Annotated in this window: 17 protein-coding genes; 9 read left to right on the top strand and 8 right to left on the bottom strand. The window is 70.4% G+C overall.

Translation table 11 applies throughout. The features are described 5' to 3' along the window. Positions 1-47: 47 nt before the first annotated feature. Positions 48-2051: a YhgE/Pip family protein gene (locus tag ACN4JJ_RS01275; RefSeq protein WP_440708093.1), complete on the bottom strand. Its 2004-nt coding sequence runs from the start codon at positions 2049-2051 to the stop codon at positions 48-50. Further along, positions 2051-4849 carry an MMPL family transporter gene (locus ACN4JJ_RS01270; RefSeq protein ID WP_440708092.1) on the bottom strand — a complete coding sequence of 933 codons (2799 nt, stop codon included), beginning with the start codon at positions 4847-4849 and terminating at the stop codon, positions 2051-2053. The genes ACN4JJ_RS01275 and ACN4JJ_RS01270 overlap by 1 nt, the downstream gene beginning before the upstream one ends. Positions 4850-5010: 161 nt before the next feature. On the opposite strand from ACN4JJ_RS01270, the gene ACN4JJ_RS01265 reads away from it, so the two are divergent. The 4 genes from ACN4JJ_RS01265 to ACN4JJ_RS01250 all read left to right on the top strand — a co-directional run bounded on the left by ACN4JJ_RS01265 (position 5011) and on the right by ACN4JJ_RS01250 (position 8213). Continuing rightward, a complete protein-coding gene (locus ACN4JJ_RS01265) occupies positions 5011-5664 on the top strand; it encodes a TetR/AcrR family transcriptional regulator (RefSeq protein ID WP_440708091.1) in 654 nt (217 codons plus the stop codon). Positions 5665-5674: 10 nt separating this feature from the next. Beyond that, on the top strand, positions 5675-6217 hold the full coding sequence (locus ACN4JJ_RS01260) for a hypothetical protein (RefSeq protein ID WP_440708090.1): 543 nt from the start codon (positions 5675-5677) through the stop codon (positions 6215-6217). 47 nt (positions 6218-6264) lie between these two features. Next, complete coding sequence (locus ACN4JJ_RS01255) at positions 6265-6504, top strand: hypothetical protein (RefSeq protein ID WP_440708089.1); 240 nt, start codon at positions 6265-6267, stop codon at positions 6502-6504. A gap of 173 nt (positions 6505-6677) precedes the next feature. Further along, positions 6678-8213 (top strand): amino acid permease, encoded by a 1536-nt coding sequence (locus ACN4JJ_RS01250; RefSeq protein ID WP_440708777.1) that lies wholly within the window; start codon positions 6678-6680, stop codon positions 8211-8213. Here ACN4JJ_RS01250 and ACN4JJ_RS01245 read toward each other — a convergent pair. Next, the gene (locus tag ACN4JJ_RS01245; protein ID WP_440708088.1) at positions 8210-9073 is read right to left on the bottom strand and encodes an NAD-dependent epimerase/dehydratase family protein; all 864 of its coding nucleotides are present in this window, start codon (positions 9071-9073) and stop codon (positions 8210-8212) included. The two genes, ACN4JJ_RS01250 and ACN4JJ_RS01245, sit on opposite strands and share 4 nt — an antisense overlap. A 66-nt stretch (positions 9074-9139) precedes the next feature. Here ACN4JJ_RS01245 and ACN4JJ_RS01240 point away from each other — a divergent pair, with 66 nt between their 5' ends. Next, complete coding sequence (locus tag ACN4JJ_RS01240) at positions 9140-9532, top strand: DUF1304 domain-containing protein (protein ID WP_440708087.1); 393 nt, start codon at positions 9140-9142, stop codon at positions 9530-9532. Positions 9533-9559: 27 nt separating this feature from the next. On the opposite strand, the gene ACN4JJ_RS01235 is transcribed toward ACN4JJ_RS01240, so the two are convergent. Beyond that, on the bottom strand, positions 9560-12718 hold the full coding sequence (locus ACN4JJ_RS01235; RefSeq protein ID WP_440708086.1) for an efflux RND transporter permease subunit: 3159 nt from the start codon (positions 12716-12718) through the stop codon (positions 9560-9562). Positions 12719-12818: 100 nt separating this feature from the next. Between ACN4JJ_RS01235 and ACN4JJ_RS01230 the strand changes: the two genes are divergently transcribed. Next, positions 12819-13025, top strand: a complete 207-nt coding sequence (locus ACN4JJ_RS01230; RefSeq protein WP_440708085.1) for a hypothetical protein — start codon at positions 12819-12821, stop codon at positions 13023-13025. Between the two features lie 20 nt (positions 13026-13045). Here ACN4JJ_RS01230 and ACN4JJ_RS01225 read toward each other — a convergent pair whose 3' ends face one another. Further along, the gene (locus ACN4JJ_RS01225) at positions 13046-13438 is read right to left on the bottom strand and encodes a DUF7882 family protein (RefSeq protein ID WP_440708084.1); all 393 of its coding nucleotides are present in this window, start codon (positions 13436-13438) and stop codon (positions 13046-13048) included. Positions 13439-13556: 118 nt separating this feature from the next. Here ACN4JJ_RS01225 and ACN4JJ_RS01220 point away from each other — a divergent pair, with 118 nt between their 5' ends. Further along, on the top strand, positions 13557-14690 hold the full coding sequence (locus tag ACN4JJ_RS01220) for an AI-2E family transporter (RefSeq protein WP_440708083.1): 1134 nt from the start codon (positions 13557-13559) through the stop codon (positions 14688-14690). A gap of 9 nt (positions 14691-14699) precedes the next feature. On the opposite strand, the gene ACN4JJ_RS01215 is transcribed toward ACN4JJ_RS01220, so the two are convergent. Further along, entirely contained in the window at positions 14700-15200 is a 501-nt protein-coding gene (locus ACN4JJ_RS01215) for a PaaI family thioesterase (RefSeq protein WP_440708082.1), read from the bottom strand. Between the two features lie 37 nt (positions 15201-15237). On the opposite strand from ACN4JJ_RS01215, the gene ACN4JJ_RS01210 reads away from it, so the two are divergent. Next, positions 15238-16668 (top strand): glycosyltransferase family 39 protein, encoded by a 1431-nt coding sequence (locus ACN4JJ_RS01210; protein ID WP_440708081.1) that lies wholly within the window; start codon positions 15238-15240, stop codon positions 16666-16668. Here the strand turns inward: ACN4JJ_RS01210 and yczR are convergent. Then, positions 16665-18125, bottom strand: a complete 1461-nt coding sequence (gene yczR, locus ACN4JJ_RS01205) for a MocR-like transcription factor YczR (protein ID WP_440708080.1) — start codon at positions 18123-18125, stop codon at positions 16665-16667. The two genes, ACN4JJ_RS01210 and yczR, sit on opposite strands and share 4 nt — an antisense overlap. An 83-nt stretch (positions 18126-18208) precedes the next feature. Here yczR and yczE point away from each other — a divergent pair, with 83 nt between their 5' ends. Next, positions 18209-18904 (top strand): membrane protein YczE, encoded by a 696-nt coding sequence (gene yczE, locus ACN4JJ_RS01200; RefSeq protein WP_440708079.1) that lies wholly within the window; start codon positions 18209-18211, stop codon positions 18902-18904. Here the strand turns inward: yczE and ACN4JJ_RS01195 are convergent. After that, positions 18793-19377, bottom strand: coding sequence for an HhH-GPD-type base excision DNA repair protein (locus tag ACN4JJ_RS01195; protein ID WP_440708078.1), 585 nt, complete (start codon positions 19375-19377; stop codon positions 18793-18795). The two genes, yczE and ACN4JJ_RS01195, sit on opposite strands and share 112 nt — an antisense overlap. Positions 19378-19432: the final 55 nt, after the last annotated feature.

Here is a 19432-nt window from a genome sequence, read left to right as displayed (position 1 = left end):
GCTCAGCTACGCGGGACGGCGGATCAGGCGGCGGGCAGGGTGACGGATCAGGCGGCGGGAAGGGCGGAGAGCTGCCGGACGGCGACCGTGCGGCGGCGCAGTACGGCGATCGTCGAGAGGGCGAAGCCGATGAGGCCCCACACCACGAGGGTGCCGATCGCGGCGCCGGCCCCGTCGGAGCCGGTGACGATGGCCGAGACCGCCGTGGAGGCCGCGGCCGTGGGCAGCAGGTCGGCGAGGCCGAGCAGCAGCGCGGGGGCGGTGGAGATGAGACCTGCGGCCAGCGCCACCCCGGCGGCGAGGGCGGCGAGCAGCCGGCCGACGTTGCCGAACAGCGCGACCACACCCTGCACCACGGCGGCGAAGGAGGCGCCGGTGAGCGCCGCCACCCCGAGCAGCGCGACGAAGTCGCCGCCGTCGAGCTTCAGGGTCGTCTGGGCGATCGCCGCGATGGCGATGCCCTGGATGACGCCGACCGCGAGCCCCGGCAGGTAGCCGGCCAGAGCCAGCGCGACGGTCGACTTGCGCGAGGTGAGCGCACGGCGGCTGACGGCCTGCACCACGAGGTACACGGCGAGCGCGCCGATCCACAGCGCGAGGCTGATCAGCAGCGGCAGCGCCGAGCGCGAGACGAGGGTGCTCACCGAGGCGGTCTCGGTCGTGACCGGCGCCGTGACGACGTTCCCGAGCGTCTCCCGATCCGACTCCGAGTAGGTCGGCAGGCTCTGGACCGCCTGGTCGAGCCCGTCGGCGAGCTGCGTGGTTCCCGTGGCGAGCTGGGTGCTGCCGGTCGCGAACTGGTTCAGCCCCTCGGAGAAGGTGGTGGCGCCGGTCGCGAGCTCCTGGGCTCCGGATGCGCTCTGCGCGGTTCCCGAGGCCAGGGTGCCGAGGCCCACGGCCAGGTCGGACGTCCCGGTGGCGAGCTGCTGCCCCTGGGTGGCGAATTCGCGGGCTCCGGATGCGGCCGCGGCGATGCCGGCGGCCAGTCCCGGAGCATCCGCAGTACCGCTGATTCCGGCGCTGAGCTCCGCGGTGCCGTCGGCGACCTGCTGGGCTCCTGCCGCCAGCCCGGCGAGGCCGCCGGACTGCGGGTTCTGGCTGAGCAGGAAGGCGTCCAACTCGGCCAGGGTCATGCCGGGGTTCGCGGCCTCGAGGGCGGCGATCCCCTGCACACCCTGCGCGATGCCGGCCGTGCCCGCGGCGAGCCCCTGCACCGCGGCGGGCAGCGGCGTGGCTCCCCCGTTCACCCCCGTGTTGAGCTGCTCGAGCCCGGTGGCCAGCGAGCCGGCTCCGTCGACGTACTGCGACACGCCGCTCGAGAGCTGGGCGGCGCCGTCGGCGCTCTGCTGGGTGCCCGAGGCGAGCTGGCCGAGGCCGTCGGCGAGCTGCGTGGTGCCCGAGGCGATGCCGGTGGCGCCGGTCGCCAGCTGCGCAGCACCGTCGGCGCTCTGCTGCGCGCCCGAGGCGAGCTCCTGCCCGCCGTCGGCCGCCGTGCCGAGCTGGTCGCTCAGCGTGTTGAAGCCCACGTAGATGCCGTCGAGGTACTGCTTCGACAGCTCCCCGCCGAACACGTCCGCCGCGGTGGTGGTGATCAGGGTGCTGATCACGCCGTCGGCGATCCGCGACCTGTCCGAGCTCTGCACGTCGATGACGGCCTGCTCCGCCGTCGCGGCATCCGAGAACGAGGTCGCCTTCGCCGAGAAGTCCGAGGGGATCGTCACGACCACGGCGTACCGGCCGTCGCGGAGGCCGGCCGCAGCATCCTCGTCGTCGGTCAGCGTCCAGTCGTAGTTGCCGAGGTCGGCGGTGCCCTCGGCACCCACGAGACCGGCCGTCAGCTGGCGGCCGAGCGGCACCTGCTGCCCGTCGATCTCGGTGCCGTCGTCGTCGTTCACGATGGCGGCGGTCACGCTGGAGAGCCGCGAGTTGTAGTCGTCGACCGCCCAGATCACGACGCCGGCCAGCAGCAGCGGCACCAGAACGAGGGCGACGAGGGTGTACCAGCGGATGCGCCGGGTTCCGATGGCGGGTTCGATGGCGAAACGGGACATCAGCGGGTCACTTCCTGCACATCGTGCGCGGGCACGAATCCGATCTGAACGGTCTGAACGGTCTCGTCGGAGACGTGAGGGATGGCGTCGCCGACGCGCGACGCCTCGGCGGTCGCCAGCACGAGCGCGAACGGTCGGCCGAGTCGCGCCGCGTCGTCGTAGGCCGAGCGGATGAGCGCGGCGATCGCGTTCCGCTCGCGCGGATCGACCACCGTGTCGAGCCCGTCGATCACGACGACCTCCACGCGCCCCGAGAGCGCGCGCTCCACGGCGCCGGCCGGATCCGCGCTGCCCGCCAGCAGCGCGATCCCCACCCGGCGGCGTACGGCCGAGGCGTGGGTCGGCAGCACCCGCCCGGTGACCTTGACGTCACCGGCCGAGGGCGTGAGCCGCGCGGCGATCGCCAGCAGCAGCGCCGTCGAGCGCTGGTGCTCCCGGGCCTGCACGACGAGCACACCGCCGGCGGGCACCCGCAGATCCACGTCCTGGAAGAGCGCCCCGTGCGGCCCGTCCACCCGCAGCCCGCGCGCGGCGACGACCGCGCCGTCCTCCGGCCAGTCGGCCAGCGCGAGCTCGTGGGCCAGCGACTCACCCTCCACGTCGACGACGGGCAGGATGCGATCCAGCCACTTCGGCAGGTACCAGGCCTTGTCGCCGAGCAGCGCCATGATCGCCGGCACGAGCGTCATCCGCACCAGGAAGGCGTCGATCAGCACGCCGGCCGCGAGGCCCAGCCCGATCGCCTGCACCGCCGAGTCGCCGCCCGGCACGAAGGCCGCGAAGACGAAGAACATGATCAGGCCCGCCGCGGTGACCACGGGGCCCGATCCGACGAAGCCGTCCTCGATCGCCTTCCTCGCGTCGTGCCCGTTGTGCACGTACTCCTCGCGCATCCGGGCCACCAGGAAGACCTCGTAGTCCATGGCGAGGCCGAACAGGATGCCCATCAGCAGGATCGGCAGGAAGTTCAGCACCGTGCCGTTCGAGGTGGCCCCGAGCAGGTCGGCCCCCACCCCGTTCACGAACACGAGGGTCACCACGCCGAAGGCGGCGACCACCGACAGCAGGTAGCCGACCGCCGCCTTGATCGGCACCGCGATCGAGCGGAACACCATCATCAGCAGCAACAGCGAGAGCCCCACCACGAAGGCGCCGAAGGGCAGCAGCGCACCGCTCAGCTTCGCGGAGATGTCGACGCCGACGGCCGCCTGACCGGTGACCGAGAGGCTCACGCCGTAGGTGTCGAGGAAGTGGTCGTGCTTGGCGCGGATCGCGTCGATGAGGTCGGTCGTGCCCTGCTCGTCCGGGCCCGTCGTCGGGATGACCTGGATGATGCCGGTGCTCGCGGTCTCGTTCGGGGTGGCCAGCGGCACGCTCGCGACGCCCGGCATGGCTTCGATCTCGCTCTTGAGGTCGGCCATCAGGCCGAGCGGATCCGTGCTCTCGACAATGGTGCCGGTGACGATCAGCGGCCCGTTGACGCCGGGGCCGAAGTGCTCGCTGATGAGGTCGTAGGTCTGCCGGGCCTCGTTGCCCGCGGGCAGCGAGCTCGCGTCGGGCAGGGCGAGCCGGAGGCCGAGCACGGGCAGGGCGAGGGCGCCGAGCACCGCGACGACGGCCACGATCGTGACGATCGGGAAGCGGGTGACCGTGCGCGCCCAGCGGCGGAAGAATCCGATCCGGCCGCTAGTCGCCCGGCCCTCGGCGCGGCCCGCGGCCCGCCGACGGCGGCGCTCGGCGCGGGCCTCGGTGCGCGCCACGGCCTTCGCCGAGGGCATCAGGCGGGTGCCGAGCAGGCTCACGAACGCCGGCGTCAGGGTGACGGCGATCGCCACGGCGAAGGCCACCGAGACGGCCGCCGCGATGCCCATGGTGGTGAGGAACGGGATGCCCGCGATGGAGAGGCCGACGAGCGCGATGATGACGGTGATGCCCGCGAAGATGACGGCGGAGCCGGCGGTGGCGTTCGCCCGCGCCGCCGCCTCGCGCGGATCGACCCCCGCTCTCTGCAGCTCACGGAACCTCGAGATGATGAACAGCGAGTAGTCGATGCCCACCGCGAGCCCGAGCATCGCCGCCAGCGCCGGTGTGGTGGCCGAGACGCCGCCGAGCGCGGTGGCCGCCCAGATCAGCATCAGGGTGATGCCCACACCGATCCCGGCGCCGATCAGGGGCATGGCCGCCGCGATGAACGAGCGGAACACCAGGTACAGGATGAGGAACGCGATCAGCGATCCGACGATCTCGCCCGGCTTCACCGAGAACCCCGTCTCGCCCTGCGAGAACAGCTGCCCGCCCACGGCGACGGTCGTGCCGTCCGGCAGGGCTTCGCGCAGGGCCGTTCCCGCCTCGGCCAGCTCCTCCTTGGTCTGCTCGCTCACCGCATCCGTCGGCGTGGTCAGCTGCACCGAGATGACGGCCGCGTCGCCGCCGTCGGAGAGGTTCTGCGCGCCCAGCTCGTCGAAGGGCGAGAGCGCCGAGTCGACGCCGTCGATGTCGTCGATCGCCGTGATCTCGTCGGTGATGGCCGTGCGGTACGGATCCGCCGACAGGCTCTGCCCGTCGTCGGAGACGATCACGATCTGAGCGCTGGATCCGCTCACCTGCGGGAACGTGCGGCTCAGTTCGTCCAGAGCCTGCTGCGACTCGGTGCCGGGGATCGACACGCTCGAGTCCATGCCCTGGAACAGCACGAGGGCGCTGCCGCCGGCGAGCGCCAGCAGGATGAGCCAGATCCCCACGACGCGCAGGCGGAACCGGAACGCCCAGCGGCCGATCGAGTACAGCAGTGACGACATGACATCCTTCGACGGGGAGTTCGGGAGAGGGAGCTAAGCGGATTCATACGCCGTCGTATCGAACGCTTAGAATCATACCTACTCGTATAAAACTCCTCGACCGCTCTCGGCGTTCTCCGAGCGGCGGCTCGCACGGGGCATCCGTTCTCTAAGGTGGTGGCATGACCGTCACGACTCCCCCGGGGCAGTCCGCCCGGCGGGCGCGCACCCGGGAACGGCTGATGGATGCCGCCTCGGAGGTCTTCGCCGAGCACGGCTATGCGGCCTCCAGCCTCGACCTGATCTGCGAACGCGCGGGTCTCACGCGGGGCGCGTTCCACTACAACTTCGCGAGCCGCGAAGAGCTGCTGCTCGCCGTGATGGGGCGTGACTTCGACCAGACGCTCGCCTCCCTGGGGTCGATCGGCGACCTGGCCATCAGCGGCGGGGGCGGCGGCGAGCTGCTCGAGACGCTGCTGGCGCTGTACTCCAACCGCGGGCACGACTTCGTGGCGTGGTCGCGGCTGAGCGAGGAGTTCCGGCTCTACGCGATGCGGGATGCCGCGGCGGCGGCCGCGTACACCGAGCACTTCCGGCGGGTGCACGAGCGGCTGGGCGCCGCCATCCAGCAGGCCGCCGAACGGCACGGCCTGGCCCTGCTCGCCTCGCCCGAGACGACCGCCGCCATCACCACCGGCACCTTCCTGCAGGCGGTGAGCGACGGCGTGCTGGCCGGACTGGCCGATCGCGAGATCCAGAGCGCGGCCGCGGATCGCGTGCTGGTGACGCTGCAGGCCCTGATGCCGCCGCGGGCCTCGATGCCGCCGCGGGCCTGAGGAGCGTCAGGTGCGTTCGAGGGAGTCGCGACGCCGCGAACGGCGCATCGCGGCCCGCATGGCGGAACCGGTGCTGCTGCTCGCCGGCGACCCCGGTGAGGTGCTCGACGCTCTGCGCGAGGACGCCGCGAAGTTCGGCATCCCGGTCGTGGCGCCCCGGCCCGGCACCGCGCCGGGCGACGCGGTGTCGCAGCCGGGCGACGGCGCAGCCTCCGCCGGCGACGCCGCCGTGCACCCCACCGTCGCCGTCGTGGTCGCCCAGGTCGGCGACGGCCAGTCCTCGCTGCGACGGGGCCTGCGGATGCTCGACCGCGAAGAAGACCGCCTGCGCCCCGAGACCGTGCGCATCGTCGTCATCCTGGCCGGAGCGTCCCGAGTGCTCCCGCGGCGCGTGCGCGATGCGCTGGCGCCGGAGATCCTGTACCAGGTGGAGTCCGGGCTGTACTCCGACGAGCACTCCCGCCCCTGGCGCACGCTGCGGCTGCGCTCCGGGCAGGCCGTGCTGCGGGCGCTCGGCATCCGGGTGTTCCGGGTGCCGGCCCCGCCATCCTGAAACCGGCTCGCCCAGACCCACCACCCGACCCACCGATCGGAGCCCCGATGCCCTCCCTTCCGCCGAGCAACAGCCCTCACCAACCGCCACCACGCTGGACCTCGGCGCACTTCTCCATCGCGGCGCTCGCTCTCAACGGAGCGGCCCTGCTCGCCCTGTTCGCCAACCTGCTGAGCGGCAACGCGGCCTGGCAGGTGGCCGTGGGCGCGGCGATCGTGCTGCTCGCGCTCGGCGGCGGGGCGGCCTGGCGGGCCCGCATCCTGAGGCTGCGGGAGCGCCGCGGCTGACCGGCGCCACGCGGTCGGCAGCGGTGACGCACGCGAATCGCATCCAGGAGTAGCCTCATCTGCGTCACTGCGGGTCGATCTGAGGAGGCGGCATGGCCGGCGAGAACAATGACGCGGCACGCGAGAACATCGCCGATGCAGACGAGTCACCCCGAGAGGTGTTCGGCGACCGGATGACCTCGGTCGAGGACTTCGCCGACGAGCAGGCCGGGTACCACAAGTCACTGAAGCCCCGGCAGCTGCAGATGATCGCGATCGGCGGGGCCATCGGTACCGGCTTGTTCCTCGGCGCCGGCGGGCGGCTGCACGAGGCCGGGCCGCTGCTGGTGGTCGACTACGCGGTCTGCGGCTTCTTCGCCTTCCTCATCCTGCGCGCGCTCGGCGAGCTGGTGCTGCACCGGCCCTCCTCCGGTTCGTTCGTCTCCTACGCCCGCGAGTTCTACGGCGAGAAGGCGGCCTACGTCTCGGGCTGGCTCTACTTCCTGAACTGGGCGATGACCGCCATCGTCGACTCCACGGCGGTGGCCGTGTACGTGCAGTACTGGAGCCTGTTCACCGACGTGCCGCAGTGGCTGCTGGCGCTGATCGCCCTGGCCGTGGTGCTCGGCGCCAACATGATCTCGGTGAAGGTGTTCGGCGAGATGGAGTTCTGGTTCGCGCTGATCAAGGTGCTGGCCCTGGTCGCGTTCCTGATCATCGGCGTGGTCTTCCTGGCGTTCGCGTTCCCGACGGATCAGGGGGTCACCGGCATCCCGATGATCGCGGCCGAGGGCGGGCTGTTCCCCGACGGCATCAACACCCTGGTCGTGGCGATCATCATGATCCAGGGCGTCGTGTTCGCCTACGCGGGTGTGGAGCTGGTCGGCACGGCCGCCGGCGAGACCCCGAACCCCGAGAAGATCATGCCGCGCGCTATCAACAGCGTGGTGTTCCGGATCGCGATCTTCTACTGCGGTTCGGTGCTGCTGCTGGCCCTGCTGCTGCCGGCCTCGACCTACTCGGCCACCGAGAGCCCCTTCGTCACCTTCTTCTCGAACATCGGCAACCCCACGGTGGCGGCGATCGCGGGGTCGGCGATGAACTTCGTGGTGCTGACCGCGGCCCTGTCCAGCCTCAACGCCGGGCTCTACTCGACCGGTCGCATCCTGCACTCGATGTCGTCGAGCGGGGCGGCGCCGAAGTTCACCGGCAAGATGAACAAGCGCGGGGTGCCGTACGGCGGCATCCTGCTCACCTCGGCGGTGGCCCTGCTCGGCGTGGGGCTCAACTTCGTGGTGCCGGCGCAGGCCTTCGAGATCGTGCTGAACGTCTCGGCGCTCGGCATCATCGCGAGCTGGGGCACGATCGTGCTCTGCCAGATGAAGTTCAAGAAGCTTGCCGATCAGGGGCTGTACGTGCGGCCGAAGTTCCGGCTGTTCGCGGCGCCCTTCACCTCGTACCTCACGCTGGCGTTCCTGGTGGCGGTGCTCGTGCTGATGGCGTTCGACTACCCGGCGGGCACCTTCACGATCGCGTCGCTCGTGATCATCATCCCGTTGCTGATCGTGGGCTGGTTCGTGTACCGCGACCGCATCCTGGCCATCGCGGCCGCCCGCTCGGGCTTCACCGGCGCGTATCCGACGGTGGCGAACCCCACGCCCCTCGGTGAGGGCCCGAAGCGCGCCGCCGGCTCGAAGAAGCCGAAGGGGCCGCCCGCGTCGAAGGGTTAGACGTGGTCGCGCCAGCTGTGCTCGGGGCGGTACCAGAGCATCCGTCGCGCCTTCTCGATGCCGAGGAGGGTCTCGGCGGGCTCGACCTCGCGCGTGAAGGGCACGTCGGGGAAGTAGCGGGCGGCGAGTTCTGAGGATGCCGTGCTCATCACCGTGTCGGCGGCGGCGATGATGAAGGCCTCGAAGCCGGTGAGCGAGCTCTCCAGCCCCAGCCGCACGGCCTGGGCGCCGTCGCGGGCGTCGATGTAGCCCCAGGCGTTCCAGGATCGCGACTCGGGCGCCTCCTCGAACGCCGGGAACGCGGCGTAGTCGCTCTCCACCATCACGTTCGAGAAGCGCAGGCCGATGAGCTTGAGGTCGGGATTCCACCGGGTGAAGTGCCGGGCCATCTCCTCCTCGAGCGCCTTGCCGAGCGAGTACGTGCTCTGCGGCCGCACCGCATAGCTCTCGTCGACCGGGAACGACGGCGGCGGGGACGACCCGAACGGCAGCCCGAGTACGGTCTCGCTCGATGCCCACACGACGTTCAGGATGCCCGCGGCCTGGGCGGCCGCGAACACGTTGTACGTGCTCGGCACGTTGTTGGCGAAGGTGGCGGAGTTCGTGAGCAGCCCCGGAGCAGGCACGGCGGCGAGATGGGCGACCGCGTCGACGTGGTCGTAGCGATCGTCGACGGCGGTGAGCGCCTCGAGCACCTGCCCGTAGTCGGTGAGGTCGAGCTGCACGAACTGGGCGCGCGGATCGAGGGCGGCCGGACGCACCCGGTCGAGCACGGTCACCTCGTAGCCGTGCTCGAGCAGCTCGGTCACGACGGCGGCGCCGAGCTTGCCGCTTCCTCCGGTGACGACGACGTGGGTCATGGGGCTCCTTCGATCAGCGGCCCATCAGCGGGCCGTCTCAGTATGACCCGCCACTAGGCTGACCGCATGGGCATCCTCGCAGCGGTCTTCGTAGGGCTAGCCGCCCTCGTGCACGTCTACATCTTCGTTCTGGAGAGCCTGCGCTGGCGGCACCCCGCCACCTGGAAGGTCTTCGGCCTCACCTCGCAGGCGGACGCCGACACCACCGCCCCGCTCGCCTACAACCAGGGCTTCTACAACCTCTTCCTCGCGATCGGCGCCGCGGTGGGCATCGTGCTGATCTTCACGCCGGCGTATGCTGCGGGCTTCGCCCTGGCGCTGTTCAGCGCCGGCTCGATGCTCGCGGCCGCGCTCGTGCTGCTCAGCACCGGCCGCAGCCGCCTCCGCTCCGCCGCCATCCAGGGCACCTTCCCCCTCCTCGGCGTCGTCTTCCTGCTGATCTCCCTAGCCACCCGCTGACCTCGCTCGCGTTCGGTCAGCGGATGATCAGGCTGCCGCGCGCTCCTCGCGCCGCGCGCGGCGGCGCTCGCGTCCGCCCTCCACGAGGTTGTAGAGCACCGGCAGCACGATCAGCGTCAGCAGCGTCGACGACACCAGGCCGCCGATCACGATGATCGCCAGCGGCTGCGAGATGAACCCGCCGTGCCCGGTGAGGCCGATCGCCATCGGCAGCAGCGCGAAGATCGTCGCCAGGGCGGTCATCAGGATCGGCCGGAGTCGCCGCGAGGCGCCCTCGACGAGGGCCTCCCGCACCGGCAGGCCGCGGCCCCGGTACTGGTTCACGAGGTCGACGAGCACGATCGCGTTCGTCACCACGATGCCCACCAGCATCAGCAGCCCGATGATCGAGGGCACGCCCAGCGGGATGCCCGAGATCACCTGCAGCGCCACCGCGCCGGTGGCCGCGAACGGCACCGACATCAGCAGCAGGATCGGCTGCAGCAGGCTCTTGAACGTCGCCACCATCACCACGTAGACGATCAGGATGGCCACGAGCAGGGCGATGAACAGCTGGGAGAAGGCGTCGGACTGGTCGGTCACCACGCCACCCACCTCGGCCGTGGCGCCGGCCGGCAGCTCGACGTCGGCCAGCGCCGTCGACACCTCCGAGCTCGCCGTGCCGAGGTCTTCGCTGTTCGGCGTGACCGAGACGGTCGCCGTGCGCACACCCTTCACCGTGGTGATCGTGGCGGGGCCGTCGACCACCGAGACCGTGGCGAGCGAGTCGAGCCGTACGGGGCCCGCGACCGTCGGGATCTGCAGCGCCGCGAGGGCCTCCTGCGAGGTGGGCGGATCGGCCGAGTCGAGGTAGATCGTGTAGTTCTTGTCGTCGATCACGATCGTGCTCACGGTGGTGGGCTGCATCGCCTGCGAGACGATCCCGCCCACGGCGACCTCGCTGAGGCCGGCCTGGGCGGCCTTCGTGCGGTCGACCGCCACCTGCACGTAGGGGCGCGAATCGCTCAGGTTGCTCGAGGCCTGCTTCACGGCATCCAGGCCCTGCATGCTGGTGAGCACCGACTGGGCGGCCGTCGCGAGGTCGCTCTGCGACGTCGCGGTCACGTCGATCGCGATGTCGGACGAGCCGCCGAAGCCGGAGGACGCCGCCACCGAGACCTCGCCGACATCCGGGATCGCCTCGACCCTCGTGCGCACGGTGTCTTGCAGCGCATCCTGGTCGACGCCCTCGTCGGTGGTGATGTTGTAGGTGATGGCGCTGTCACCGCCGCCCGAGAACGCGTCGCGCAGCGAGCTGCCGGAGGAGCCGATCGTCAGCTGCACCGTCTGGATGCCGTCGATGCCCTCGAGCGCCGTCTCCACCTGCATGGCGGCCGTCGACTGGGCATCGAGACTGGAACCGACCGGCACCGTCTGGGTGACGGTGAAGGTGTTCTGCCCGCTGGAGCCGAGGAAGTTGGTCTTCATCAGCAGGGTGAGCGGGAGGGTGCCGAGGAGCACGACCACGGCGATCAGGATGGTGACGACCGAGTGCCTGAGGGTCCAGGTGATGATCGGCAGGTAGCGGCGCTGCAGCGCGGTAGGCGGCTCGTCCTCGATCTCGACCCGGTGCGTGCGCGCCCGGCGGGTGGGCACGACCTCGGCACCGGCTCCGGCCGTCGCGGTGCCCGGCTTCGCCTTCGGCGGCCGCACGAACCAGTAGGCCAGCACGGGCACGATCGTGAGCGCCACCAGCAACGAGGCGAGCAGTGCGATCGTCACCGTGAGCGCGAACGGCCGGAACAGCTCACCCGTGGTGTCGCCCACGAACGCCAGCGGCAGGAACACGGCAACCGTGGTGATGGTCGAAGCCGTGATCGCCCCGCCCACCTCGCGCACCGCGTCCACGATCAGCGAGGCACGCGCCGCACCCGCCTCCTTCGGCCCGAGCGTCGACCCCGCCAACACAGCGAGGTGCCGTTTGATGTTCTCGATCACCACGATGGAGTCGTCGACCACGCGCCCGATCGCAATGGTGAGCGCGCCCAGCGTGATGATGTTGAGCGTGTACCCGGTGGCCTGCATGGCGATGAACGTGATCAGCACCGAGGTCGGGATCGAGATCGCCGTCACGAGCGTCGACCGGATCGACAGCAGGAACACGAACACCACGAGCACCGCGAAGAACAGCCCCAGCAGACCCTCGGTGGCCAGCGACTCGATCGACTGCTGGATGAACGGCGCCTGGTCGAACACGATCGTGAAGGTGGCGCCGGGGAGGTCGTCCTCCAGCTGCGGCAGCAGCGCGCGCACGTCTTTCGACACCTCCACCGTGTTGGCCGAGGGCACCTTGGTGACCGAGATCGTCAGCGCGTCCTGGCCGTTCACCCGCGAGATGGAGGTCACCGGGTCGTCGGCGATGGCCACCGTCGACACCTGGCCGACCGTCACCGGCGTGCCGTCGGGGTTCACGGCGGGCAGCGGGAGGGCCGCGATGTCGTCGGTGGAGGTGAGCTTCGAGCCCGCCTGCACCGCATAGCTCTGGCCGTTCTCGGTGAGGGTGCCGGCCGGGATCAGCACCCCGTTGTTCTTGACCGCATCCGTGATCTGCGAGGTGCTCACTCCGGTGGCCGCGAGGTTCTCGGGCGAGGGCGTGATGGTGACGCGCTGGCCGATCTGGCCGAGCACCGAGGCGGCACGTACGCCGTCGATCGCCTCGAGGTCGGGCACGGCGGCCACCTCGAGCTGCTGCGCCAGCGTCTTGGCGTCTTCGCCCGAGACCGCGATGGAGATGATCGGCAGGTCGTTGATGCTGCCCGAGATGACCTGCGGATCGAGGTCGGCCGGCAGGGTGGACTTGATGCGGTTGATGGCCTGGGCCATCTTCTGCTCGGCGGTGGCCAGATCCGTGCCGTAGGTGAAGGTGGCCGAGATGATCGACAGGTTGGTGCTCGAGGTGGCCGAACTGGTCTCCAGCCCCTCGACGCCCTGGATGGCGGTCTCGATCGGCGTGGACACCTCGTCGTTCACCACATCGGGCGAGGCGCCCGGGTAGGTCGTGAGCACCGCCAGCTGCGGGAACTCGATCGAAGGGATGAGCTCCTGCTTGAGGCTCGTGAGCGCGAGCCCGCCGAAGACCGCCACCACGATGGTGACCAGCGCGATCAGCGCCCGGTTCTTCATGCTCAGGACGGCGAGAAAGTGCACGTGTACTCCCCTGTCAGCGGAGCGCGTTCGCTCAGCACCTTAACTATCGCATCCCAGGGAGGACAACTAGGATTTCCGTCGTCGCGTTCAAGGGAGAACCATGACGAAAGCACCACTCGCCCCCGCCATCCTCTGGCGGAAGGCCCAGCCGGGCCTCTGGGTCGCTACATCCGACGATGCCCGCCCGCTGGGAATCGTCACTCAGAAACGAACGCACGGCTTCGTCGTGACCAGCCGCAGCGGCCGCGATCTCGGTACCTTCGCCGATCTCGACGCTGCGGAGCGCGCTCTGGAGAGCTCGCTCTAGCCGGCTCTAGCCGACCGGCGTCAGCGCACCGTGGCGGGGCCGGACGCTCCGCCATGACCGTTGCCGTTGCCGGAGTTCCCGCTGCCGTTGCCGCCGTTCCCGGTGGCGTGCGCGGCGCCGGGCTCCTCGGTGAACTGCAGCCCACCGCTGCCGTTGGAGGACGCCGTCAGGATGTCGAGCCACTCGCGGTTGATGGAGGGCACACGGCCGCCGGCGAACTTGAAGTAGAGCGGGATCGACGCGTCGAGCCAGATGCTCGAACGCCCGTCGCCGATCGCCGGGTCGTCCTTCCAGGAGAAGAAGAAGCTCTCCTTGCGCCGCAGCTTGGCAGCGATGACGATCTGCAGGTGCGTGAGCGTGCGGTCATCGAACTCGATCTCGATGTTCGAGGCTCCGTACAAGAGCTTTCCCATGCGTTCTCCTCCAGCAGTGTATTGAGTCCATTAACGCATGCCGCGCGACTTCTCGCGCAGCGGGCTAGGGTTGCCAGCACAGTGGCGCACCGCGCACGGGAAAGCAAGGAGTGTGCTCGTGTTCAAGAAGAAGTCCGCCGCACCGCAATCGGCGGCGTTGCAGCCGGGGTCCGATCTCGACATCGCCGGGAGCACCAGCACCCCGGCGGTGCGGGTCAACGCCTTCCGGATCGGCCTCGTGGGCGGCCTGGGTGTGCTGCTCGCCATCCTGATCGGCGGCATCGTCACCCAGCTGAGCACCGTGCTCATCTACATCGGCGTGGCCCTCTTCCTCGCGCTGGGCCTGGATCCGCTGGTCTCGTGGCTCGAACGACGGATGCCGCGACCGCTGGCCATCGTGATCGTCTTCGCCGCGGTCATCGGGATCTTCGTGGGACTGGCCTTCGCCGTCATCCCGCTCGTGGTGAACCAGGCCTCCTACTTCATCAACAACTTCACCGACATCGTGAACGACGTCACCCACAGCGACTTCGTGACCGGCCTGCAGGGGCTCGTCGGCAACTTCGTCGACATCGACAGCGCCGTGCAGGACGCCGCGAAGTTCTTCCAGGACCCGAACAACCTGCTCGCCCTCGGCGGCGGGCTGCTCGCCGTCGGCACCGGGATCGCCAGCGGGGCCACGGGCGGCGTGATCGTGCTCATCCTGACCCTGTACTTCCTCGCCTCGCTGCGCAGCATGAAGAAGATCACCTACCGCTTCGTGCCGGCCAACAAGCGCCCCGCCTTCGCCTCGCTCACCGAGGACGTGACGGGCGCCGTCGGGCGGTACGTGGTCGGGCAGATCGGACTCGCGGCCATCAACGGCATCCTCAGCGTGATCTTCCTGACGATCATCGGAGCCCCGGCCCCCGTGCTGCTCGCGTTCATCGCGTTCCTGGCCTCGCTGATCCCCCTGGTGGGAACGCTGTCGGGGTCGATCGTCATCATCCTGGTGTGCCTGTTCGCCTCACCGATCACCGCGCTCGTCGCCGCCATCTACTACGTCGTGTACATGCAGCTCGAGGCGTACTTCTTGAGCCCGCGCATCATGAACCGCGCAGTGGCCGTCCCCGGCGCGATCGTGGTGATCGCGGCCGTGGCCGGCGGAACGCTCGGCTCGGTGCTGGGCGCGCTGGTGGCCATCCCGATCGCCGCCTCGGCCATCATCATCGTGCAGAAGGTGGTCTTCCCGAAGCAGGACGCGAAGGTCTGACCTCGGGCGCTAGCCGGCCGGAATGACGAGCAAGGAGCTCGTGGCCGTGGCGATCAGCGCGCCCGAGGCATCCGTCACCGTGGCCTCCGCGAAGACGACCCGGCGCCCCGACTTCACCACCGTGCCCACGCAGGTGACCTCACCCGAGTCGTGGCGGAGCGGACGGAGGTAGCTCACCTTCAGCTCGATCGAGGTGTAGAGGTGGCCGGGCGGCATCACCGACTGGGCGGCGCAGCCGGCGGCCGAGTCGAGCAGCGTGCAGACCAGACCGCCGTGCACGGTGCCGACCGTGTTGTAGTGCGACTCGTCCGGCGTGCACGTGAAGGTGGCCGAGCCCTCGGAGACGGCCACCAGATCCATGCCCATCAGAGCGGCCATCGGGGGCGGCGGCACCGCACCGTCGATCATGGCCTGCAGGTGTTCGAGGCCGGTCGCCTCGGGCGAGACCCGCGCGGTGTCACGCGGGTCTTCCCACTCGATGATGCGGCGGCGCACGGGTTCGGATTCCATGCTGCAAGGCTACGGCAGTGCCGCCTACACTCTTTAGGTGAGCGTTCCTCAGTATTCGGCAAGGTCGTCGCTCGGGTTCGCGCTCTCGCTGGCGACGCTCGGGTGGGGGCTGTATCAGTCGTTCTGGAATCTCGGTGCCGCCAACCTCAATGCCGATGAGCCGATCTACCGCGAGGCCGGCTGGGCGTACGTGCACGGCGACTTCGCGCTCAACCGCGAGCATCCGCCGGTCGCGAAGTACCTCATCGGCCTGGCGCAGCTGGTGTTCGGGCACGGCGAGCTGGGCCCGCGGATCGCCGCGGCGAGCACCGTCGTCCTCGGCGCCGCCATCCTCTACCTCTGGCTGCGGCTCGAGATCGGCCGGGCGGGGGCGCTGTTCGCCGCCGGGGCCTGGATGCTGCTGCCGCACGGGGTGTCGAGCGGTGTGCGACTGGACCGGTTCGGACTGCTCGAGCCGTTCATGGTGTTCTTCGCGATCGCGGCCTTCGCGTCGGCCTGGCGGTGGTTCCGTACGCGCTCGTGGTGGTGGCTGGTGCTCTCGGCCGTCGCCATGGCGCTCTCCGTCGGCTCGAAGGTGTCGACCGCGGTGACGATCCCGGCGATCCTGCTGCTGCCGCTGCTGGCGAAGCGGATCCGGGACACATTGCTCGGCGCTGTCGTGTTCGTGGCCGTGTTCGGGGCGGTGTTCGTGCTCGCGTACCTGCCGATGGGCATCCGGTCGGCCCTCACGTCCATGCTGCAGATGCAGTCGGCGCACGATGCGGCCGGGCACCTCGTGGTGGTGGCGGGTGTGGCCACCGCGTTCCCGCCCTGGTGGGCGAATCTGCTGTTCTCGGTGGAGGGGATGGGGATCGCGGCCAGCCTGATGCTGGTGATCGGTACCGGCGCCGCGTTCTTCCGACGGCCTCCCGGGCTCGCCCTGCCCCTGTACATCGGCACGGCTCTCGCCCTGCTGCTGGTGTTCTACCTGGTCGTCTCGCGGGTCGCGCTGACGCACTACTACTACGCCTGGGTGTGGCTGCTGTGCGTGCTGGCGGGGATCGGCGTCTCGGTGCTGCTCGGGCGGCGGCGGTCGTCCGTCGCCACTGTGCTCACGCGCACCCTGGCGGGGGCGGTCGTCGCTCTCGGGGTGGCCTGCGCGGTGTGGACCTCGGTGGCCGTCGCGAACGAGCGCGCCGAGGGCATGGCCCTCGTGCTGCCCACGCTGGACGAGCTCGGGGTGGATGTCGACTCGGGCGAGGTTCTGGTGTCGGGCATGGCCGACTGGGAGTATCTGCCCTACCTCGACGGGCGGCAGACCCTGGATGCGGCCGACCCCGACATCGTCGCCGTGGCGGTGAAGGATTCGCTGCGCTTCCCCGAGTCGCCCCAGGTGGGGGCGTTCCTGGAAGCGAACGCGAGCGAGCTCGACGAGATCGTGATCGACGACGTGAGGCTGTACGTACGGGAGGAGCAGCCCGTCGGCTAGACCATGTCGGCGTAGAGGTCGGACGGCGCGACCATCGGGCCGCGGGAGACCGTGTTCCAGGCGGCACGGAGGGCCACCATGCCGCGTTCGAGCTCGCCCTGCGGCAGGTTGATGGGGATGCGGATGAAGCGCTCGAACGCGCCGTCGATCCCGAAGCGCGGTCCCGCCGTGAGCAGCAGCCCCTGGCTGCGTGCGGCGAGCGCGAGCTGCGAGCTCACCGCCGCACCGAGGTTCACCCAGCTGGCCAGCCCACCGTCGGGCACGGGCACCTGCCACTCGGGGATGGTGTCGCGCAGGGTGCGCACGAGGATCTCGCGACTGGCCCGCAACTGCGCCGAGCGCAGCTCGAGCACCGGGTCGAAGTCGCGCAGCAGCTCGGCGACGATCAGCTGCTCCAGCACCGGGGTGCCGAGGTCGCCCGAGAAGCGCGCACCGGCGAGCTTGCGGATGATGGCGGGGGTCGCGCGGATCCAGCCCACCCGCATACCCGCCCACACCGTCTTGCCGACCGAGCCGATCGAGACCGCCGAGTCGGCCGTGGCGGCGTCGCCGTATGCGGCGAGCGGCAGGAACGACTCCGGCCGGTCGATGGTCAGCTCGCTCGTGGTCTCGTCGGCGAGCACGAGGGATCCCTGGCGCGCGGCGGCCGCCAGGGTCCGCTCCCGCAGCGCGGCCGGCATCGACTCGCCGGTCGGGTTGTGGAAGTCGGGCATCAGGTAGGCCAGGGTCGGGCTGGTGCGGGCGAACGCCTGCTCGAGGCCTGCGGCGTCCCATCCGTGCGCCTCGTCCCCGCCGCGCGAGGTGACGGTCACCGGAACCAGCCGGCCGCCGGCCGAGCGCAGGGCTTCGTAGGCGTGCGGGTAGCTCGGCAGTTCCACGACGGCACGGTCGCCGCGGGCCAGCAGGGTGCGGGCCAGCAGCGAGATCGCATGCTGGGCGCCGATGGTGATCATCACCTGCTCGACCGTGGTGGGCAGTCCACGTTCGCTGTAGCGCGCCGCCACGGCTTCGCGCAGAGCCATCGAGCCGAAGGGGTCGATGCCCGAGCCGCCGAGTTCGACGGCGTAGTCGTCCATCACGCGCTGCGTGGCGGCGTAGAGGCCCGGGTAGGCCGGCGAGGTGGCCTTGCTGAAGTCGATGAACTCGCCCGCCGGGTCTTGGCCGCTCACCGGAACCCGGCCGGGGAGCCGGGTCACGCTGCCGCTGCCGCGCACGCTCTGGGTGTAGCCGGCGTCGCGCAGCTCCCGGTAGGCGGCCGACACCATCGTGCGGCTCACCCCGAGCGCCTGCGCGAGGTCGCGTTCGGCGGGCAGGCGGGTGTCGGTGGGGATGCGGCCGTCGAGCACGAGCAACCGGATGCGGTCGAACAGGGCCAGATAGGAGGGACCGGAGGCGGTCTGCCGCCAGTCGCCGAGCAGGGAGAGCAGGGCGCGGGTACCGATACGTGCGTCGACCATGAAGCCACTGTAGCGGCATCCGGAGCCATCGTCTCAATATTGGCCACTTGAAGTATGGCCACTTCGGCAATTGGATTGAGGGCATGCGTCACCTTCTTCTCTCCGCCCGACTGCTGCAGCTCGCCGTCGGCCTCGTGCTCTACGGGGTCGCCGATGCGCTGATGATCCGCGCAGCGATCGGCGTGGACCCGTGGACGGTGTTCGCGCAGGGTCTCGCCGGTGTCACCGGCATCGGGATCGGCTGGCTGACGAACCTGATCGGGCTCGCGGTGCTGCTGCTGTGGATCCCACTCCGCCAGCGACCCGGTGCCGGCACGCTCCTGAACGTTCTGGTGGTGGGCAGCTCGATCGAACTGGGCCTCTGGCTGCTGCCCTCGCCCACGGTGCTCTGGCTGCAGATCGCGTACTTCGCCGCCGGCCTGCTGCTGCTCGCGGCGGCGAGTGGCCTCTACATCGGTGCGCGCCTGGGGCCGGGGCCGCGAGACGGTCTGATGACCGGCATCCACTCCCGGCTCGGCTGGCCGATCTGGATCGCCCGGATGAGCGTGGAGGGCGGTGTGCTGCTGGTGGGCTGGCTGCTCGGCGGGAACGTGGGGGTGGGCACGGTGGTGTTCGCGCTGGCGATCGGGCCGCTCTGCGGCCTCACGCTGCCGCTGTTCGCGCGGCTTCAGCCGGCCTTGGCGGCGGCTTTGGCGGCACGCTTGGTCTCGCGCACGCGGTCGAGCGAGGCCGGGTCGACGATGTCGGCGACGGAGCGGTACGAACCCTCGTCGCCGTAGTGGCCGGCGGCGGCCCGCCAGCCCTCGGGCGTCACGCCGTACCGCTTGCCGAGCAGGGCGAGGAAGATGGCCGCCTTCTGCTTGCCGAAGCCGGGCAGCGCCTCGAGGCGCTTGCGCAGGGCGGGGCCGTCGGGGTCGCCCTCCGTCCAGAGGTTCTCGGCCTTGCCGCCCCAGTCGTCGACCAGCGCCGCGCACAGCGTCTGCACCCGGCCGGCCATCGAGCCGGGGTAGCGATGCACGGCGGGCGTCTGCCGGAACACCTCGACGAGCGCGTCGGGGTCGTAGGCCGCGAGCGTCTTCGCGTCGAAGTCGCCGCCGATCCGCTCGCGGATCTTCTTCGGCCCCTCGAACGCGGTCTCCATCGCCACCTGCTGGTCGAGCAGCATCCCGATCAGCAGCGCGAGCGGATCGCTCGACAGCAGCTCGTCGGCCTCGGCGTCTCCCGTGATGTGCAGTGCCCGCGTCTCGCTCATGCCTCCATGCTCCCACGCCCCGATCGGCGGACGAAAGTCGGTGGAGGGCAGGCGC

The sequence above is a fragment of the Herbiconiux dendrobii genome, from assembly GCF_052048175.1.
Lineage (GTDB): Bacteria > Actinomycetota > Actinomycetes > Actinomycetales > Microbacteriaceae > Herbiconiux.
This window is presented reverse-complemented; position numbering and strand designations above follow the sequence as displayed.